The 5226-nt window shown below is 26.8% G+C and carries 7 protein-coding genes; 2 read left to right on the top strand and 5 right to left on the bottom strand.

All coding sequences use genetic code 11. The features are described 5' to 3' along the window. From G594_RS0114430 to G594_RS0114410, 3 genes are all read right to left on the bottom strand, one after another. A partial coding sequence (locus G594_RS0114430; protein WP_034866888.1) for a ParA family protein occupies positions 1 to 757 on the bottom strand: 757 nt, incomplete at its 3' end. 405 nt (positions 758 to 1162) lie between these two features. Beyond that, positions 1163 to 1414, bottom strand: coding sequence for a hypothetical protein (locus G594_RS0114415; RefSeq protein ID WP_242829735.1), 252 nt, complete (start codon positions 1412 to 1414; stop codon positions 1163 to 1165). Positions 1415 to 1845: 431 nt separating this feature from the next. After that, positions 1846 to 2088, bottom strand: a complete 243-nt coding sequence (locus G594_RS0114410) for a hypothetical protein (RefSeq protein ID WP_027099215.1) — start codon at positions 2086 to 2088, stop codon at positions 1846 to 1848. 241 nt (positions 2089 to 2329) lie between these two features. Between G594_RS0114410 and G594_RS0114405 the strand changes: the two genes are divergently transcribed. Beyond that, complete coding sequence (locus G594_RS0114405; RefSeq protein WP_027099214.1) at positions 2330 to 2527, top strand: helix-turn-helix domain-containing protein; 198 nt, start codon at positions 2330 to 2332, stop codon at positions 2525 to 2527. A gap of 543 nt (positions 2528 to 3070) precedes the next feature. After that, complete coding sequence (locus G594_RS0114400; protein ID WP_027099213.1) at positions 3071 to 4576, top strand: S41 family peptidase; 1506 nt, start codon at positions 3071 to 3073, stop codon at positions 4574 to 4576. A gap of 157 nt (positions 4577 to 4733) precedes the next feature. Here the strand turns inward: G594_RS0114400 and G594_RS20190 are convergent, their stop codons facing one another. Next, positions 4734 to 4922, bottom strand: a complete 189-nt coding sequence (locus tag G594_RS20190; protein ID WP_155849318.1) for a hypothetical protein — start codon at positions 4920 to 4922, stop codon at positions 4734 to 4736. Between the two features lie 76 nt (positions 4923 to 4998). Further along, positions 4999 to 5226 (bottom strand): hypothetical protein (locus G594_RS20365; RefSeq protein ID WP_027099212.1); only part of this gene is annotated, 228 nt, incomplete at its 5' end.

The raw sequence follows: 5226 nt of genomic DNA, 5'->3' as shown, positions 1-5226 counted from the left end.
AGAATACCTCCTTGCAAAGTTCTCTGTAGTTTTGACTAGCCCTAGCTTTCTTAAAAGAGAATACAACAGGACTTTCATTAAATGTACTTTCAACAACTTTAACATTTTGTTTTATTGTAGATTTGAACATTTTATCTCCAAGTAACTCCTTTAAACTTTGCTTAATTACTTTATTTACTGTAGTTGCACTATCCATTGTTATGAAGCAACCTTTGAAGTTAAGGTTAGGATTAAATTCATCTTTAATTTCTTCAATGCTATCAAGTAAGTATTCAAGTCCGTCAAGAGCAAACTTGTCTATCTTTATAGGAACTATTACCTCATCAGTAGCACATAGAGCATTAACAGTAATCATATTAAGAGCAGGAGGACAATCTATAATGCAATAGTCATATCCTTCAATATTCTTTAAAGCCTTAGCAAGTCTATTTTGTTGACTTCTGCTAACATCTAAAAGAATTTTTCTTTCTGCAAATGCTAGAGTTACATTTGAAGGAAGAATATCTATATTTTCAAAATCTGTATGTTTAATTACTTTTGTAATATCTAAATCTTTATCAAGTAGTACATCAGAAATAGTTAAATCGTCCATGCTATAAGCCTTAAATAGCTTTGTAAGGTTGCTTTGAGGGTCAAGGTCAATAAGTAATACCTTTTTACCTTCTTGGCTTAATACAGCCCCTAAATTTGCAGTTGAAGTTGTTTTTGCAACTCCACCTTTTATATTAAAAATTGATACTTTTGATACTTTTTTCATAATAAATTACCTTCTTTCTTATATTTATAGTTATGTATAATGTTTTTCTTTAGGTGTCCCCTGGGGGACACCTTTTTACTATCTAGTTAGTATTAAATAGCAAGTAATTAGTTGAATTAAAATTGTAAGTGAAGATATTCCGATTGTGAATTTTTCATTTAATTTCATACTGGAAACCTCCTTTAAACTATGTTATTATTTAAGAAGAAGATTTAAGGAACGGAAGGGGTGTGAACCCTTCCATATGGTTATTTAAGAAGCTTAAGTAATAGATTGATAATAGCAATTAATAAGTTGATTAGGAGAGTTATTAATTGTATTAAATCTTTACTTGAAGAAGTTCCTTTTTTCTTCTTCTTTTTTTTATTCACATAATCACCACCCTTCAAATATAATTAATTCTTATCACCCCCTTTCAATGGTTTTATTGAATATCTGAATATATCTTACTTTTCGTTTTACTAATTCACCTTTTATAGTTACTAAATCTTCGTGACCTTGACTTACATAAAAAATATTGAAATCTTTCAGTTCTTCAATTTCTGAAATTTTTATATCTCCAAATAAATCAACTCTTAATCTAGCTTTATGGTAAAGTTTGTTTCCATAAGGTGTATTAAAAATTCTATAAGCTTTCATATAATCAAACCCTTTCATTTAGAAATAACACTCTCGGTTAGCACCTCGTGTTGTTGTTTTTTTGTTGAGCCTAAGACTACACATGGAAAGTGCTTGTCAAAAAGCCGAAGGCAATAAAAAAGTTTTTAGCTGCATACCGAGGAACGAAGGATCTGCTGATAAAAAGTTTTTTATGGTTTTTGATAAGTAAACTTGGAATGTGATAGGCTGGTGCACCAAAAAAACACAAATATAAATGAAAGTGCGAAGTCACTTTCTTCCTAATTAGAAAGCGAAGCTTGAAGCCCAGCGGTTACCTGAAGGTAGGAAAATAAAGTTTTGTTGAATTCTTTTAAGGACGGTTGCTCGAATAGATGAAACGTACTTAAAAGAAATGAAACTTAACTTTATGAACCGTTAGCTTTAGGTGCTGGAATAGCTTCCATAAAGATAACTATATAATTAATTCTTTAAATTTTTAAAGTAATAGTACAAATAATAGAATTGTCAGTTTTAAATTTTAAGAAGTTTGTAAAAGTATAGTTCGTTGTTTCATTTAGCTCATATCCAAATAAATTTAATGTTTTAAAAAAAAGATTTATTATTTCACTTTTAATGATATTGTCATCATTACTCATGTCTACTTTAGAAATATCTGAATTAATACATAGTAAATCATTAAGTCTATATATAGAAAAGCTATTTATTATCATAAAAACCTCCTAAATAAATTCCTTGTAAATTTTTTGGGGGGGATAAAATCTCCCCTTGGAAGACTTGCAGAACCTAAATTAAGATTTAAGTTTGTAATCCCTGCATTAGTGAATTATAAAGCTTTAACAACCTTATGATTTAATTATACAACTATTTAGTTGTAAAGTCAATAAAAATACAAATAAAATATTGATAAAAACAATTGTATAGTTTATAATACAAATTAAGGAGTTGATTTTTGTGGATGTTGCTAAAAAGATACGAATTATGTTAGTGGAAGAAAATCTAAAGATAATAGATTTAGCTGATAGATTAAATACAAGTCAGCAAAATATAAGTGCAAAACTTAAAAGGAATAACTTTTCAGTAAAGGAAATGGAGCAAATAGCAGAAGTTTTAGGATATAATTTAGAAATTACTTTTACAAAGAAGGAATAAATAAAATATGTCCTCTGAGGACTTTGAGTGTTAAATCTAATAAAAACTTACTTGTTGACACTAATAAATTGTTCTAAGGAATAATTCGTAACTAAAAAAATAAACTCCCATGTGCTTGAATAGTTTTGCGACAAACTTGCATATGGAGTTTTTTTGGTTTCATCATAATAATAAATTAGTTTTTAATAAATTAATAGCGGAAATTGAAGTGGGTGTTACAAAGAACTCTTTCTAAGTATAATGGTGATTTTAAAACTTAGTACTTTGATACAAGATCACATTTACATGCACTACTTTACTCTAATTTCAATAATTGAAAAAGCTTAAGAGAATTGCGAATTCAAATTTCCATAACAGTAAATTGAAAAGTATTATTAATTTACGAAGTGTATCTCAGTTTAGTAGAAAAATGCTTCTCGATATAGAAGATTTTTTAGTATATATTTTATTTCACTGTATCAAAAGCAAAAAAATTTTTGGAAATATAACTCAATAGATAAAAATATATTTACAAAATAAAAGTGGATTGAAGAGGTGCTTTTTATGAAGTCAAAAAAAGTTTATATATTAATAATTTTATTTATTTTATTTGTTATTTTGATCTTAATACATTTGGCTAATAAAGATGATTATAGAAAAATATTTTCTATGGCAAATGATAAAAAAATATATAATGAAAAAGAAGAAGTTGATATAACAAAATATACATATGATTATGATAAAAATGAGCTTGGAATACCGGAAAATCAATTAATGTATTTAAGTCCTTCAATAGGTGGAAAAGGGGAGTTAAACTCTGACGTTATAGAACTTGATAAAAAAGATGCGATTTCAGATGTTAATTTTCTTTTTGACTTATTAAAATATTCTTACGCAGGATACTCATACTTTGGGGGCGATAATGTATGGGGAGAAAGTAAAGCTAATATTATTAATGATATTAATTTGCATGATAACAAAATATCCTCTAAAGAATTAGAAAAAATGATTTTTAACAATATGCAATTTATTCAAGATGGACATTTTACAATAAACTTTAAATCACCATTAAAACACTATAATTTTTATTATAGTGAAAAATTTAAGATAGATGAAGATAAAAATGGTTACTACATTAAAAATGATAATATTAAATGGTATATAAAATCTATAAATAATAGTTATAATATAGAAGATTATATAAAATTGTCTATAAACAAAGAGGGAGAGTTATGTAAATATATTGGTTTTTTAGATAACGGTAGTTATAACAATATAAAAGTTGTTTTACAATCAAAAGATATATATAAGGACATATATATAAAATTAAATAGTAATTATAATAAAAATAGTTATTACAATGGTAAAGAGAAAATGGCATATAAATATGATGAGATAAATGACATACCAATATTTACAATGAATAGAATGTATAATATTGATTCAAATGATAATTCTGTTGAATTATTTTCAGAATCAGCAAATAAAGCGAAAAATGAAGATGTTATAATACTAGATATCCGTGGAAATAATGGAGGGAGTGATATTGCACCAATTGACTGGTTTGTAAATTTCATAGGGGAAGCCCCACAAGTACAAAGGACTTCTATTAAGCTTGCTAGTTTAATCAATAACCATATAACCAAAATAGCAGCTAAAAATATAGACTATGAAAATCTTTCTATAGAATTAAAGGAAGAATATAATAAAGAATTAGAAATAGCGAATAGTAAAGAAAATAAGTGGTATATATCAAGCGAGAGAGAAAAAATGTATAAAAATAAGACGAAAATTTTTGTTATTATAGATAACAAGGTAGCATCTTCAGGTGAAAATTTTTTAAGTTATTTAGATACACTTGAAAATGTTGTATTTGTAGGAACTAACACATCTGGTTCCATGCTTTCTAATTCTTTTATACAGTGTGTTCTGCCAAATTCAAAAATAAATATTAGTTATGGAAATGTATTAACGTTAAATAATGATTTTATTGAAGGAAAAGGATTTGAACCAGATCTTTGGGTTGCTGAAGATGATGTTGTAGAAAGAATTCTAAAGTTAATAGGTTAAAAATAGAAGGAGATAATTAACTTTTTTAGTGTTGTATATAAGAAAAACTTACTTAGTGACACAAACGAATTGTTTTGAGGATGAATTTACAACTAAAAAACTCCATGTGTTTTAATAGTTTTGGGACAAACGTACACATGGAGGTTTTTATGTTTCATCATAATAATAAGTTAGTTTTTAATAAATTAATAGCGGAAATTGAAGGAGATTTTCTATTGTTTTTTATAACTATTTCTTCTAATGTACCTAGCTTATTCATATATAAGAGCATTGAGTAAAGTTTACCTTTTTTCTTTATGTCTGCCATTAGAATGGCTAATCGTCCTCCAATTTCCACGTTCATCATATCTAACAATAGTGTTCATATTAATACCTTCTTTCATAGCTTATCGTTATGTAAAAGTGTCCCCTGGGGACACTTTTTAATATTCCTCGGGAAGTAATACTGTTATTACTAATGTATCAATAGTGCAATCATAATCACTCATAATCCAAAACTTAGTATCAAAGTAAGTATATACACCCATAAATCGTTCACTTTTTTTAGCGTTTTCTGATTTAAGAAGTTCATATTGAAATATTTTATCTTCTTTAGATAATTCGCCCCAATCATTACGACAAAATCTCATTAATGCACCTAAAACATCACT

It is taken from the genome of Clostridium paraputrificum AGR2156 (genome assembly GCF_000424025.1).
Lineage (GTDB): Bacteria > Bacillota > Clostridia > Clostridiales > Clostridiaceae > Clostridium > Clostridium paraputrificum.
Note: the sequence above shows the minus strand (reverse complement) of the source record. Positions and strands in the feature narration are given on the sequence as shown.

Coding starts and splice junctions, on each gene's coding strand:
- G594_RS0114415 (WP_242829735.1), bottom strand. CDS start 1,414: ATGAAAGGGTTTGATTATATGAAAGCTTATAGAATTTTTAATACACCT.
- G594_RS0114410 (WP_027099215.1), bottom strand. CDS start 2,088: ATGATAATAAATAGCTTTTCTATATATAGACTTAATGATTTACTATGT.
- G594_RS0114400 (WP_027099213.1), top strand. CDS start 3,071: ATGAAGTCAAAAAAAGTTTATATATTAATAATTTTATTTATTTTATTT.
- G594_RS20190 (WP_155849318.1), bottom strand. CDS start 4,922: ATGATGAACGTGGAAATTGGAGGACGATTAGCCATTCTAATGGCAGAC.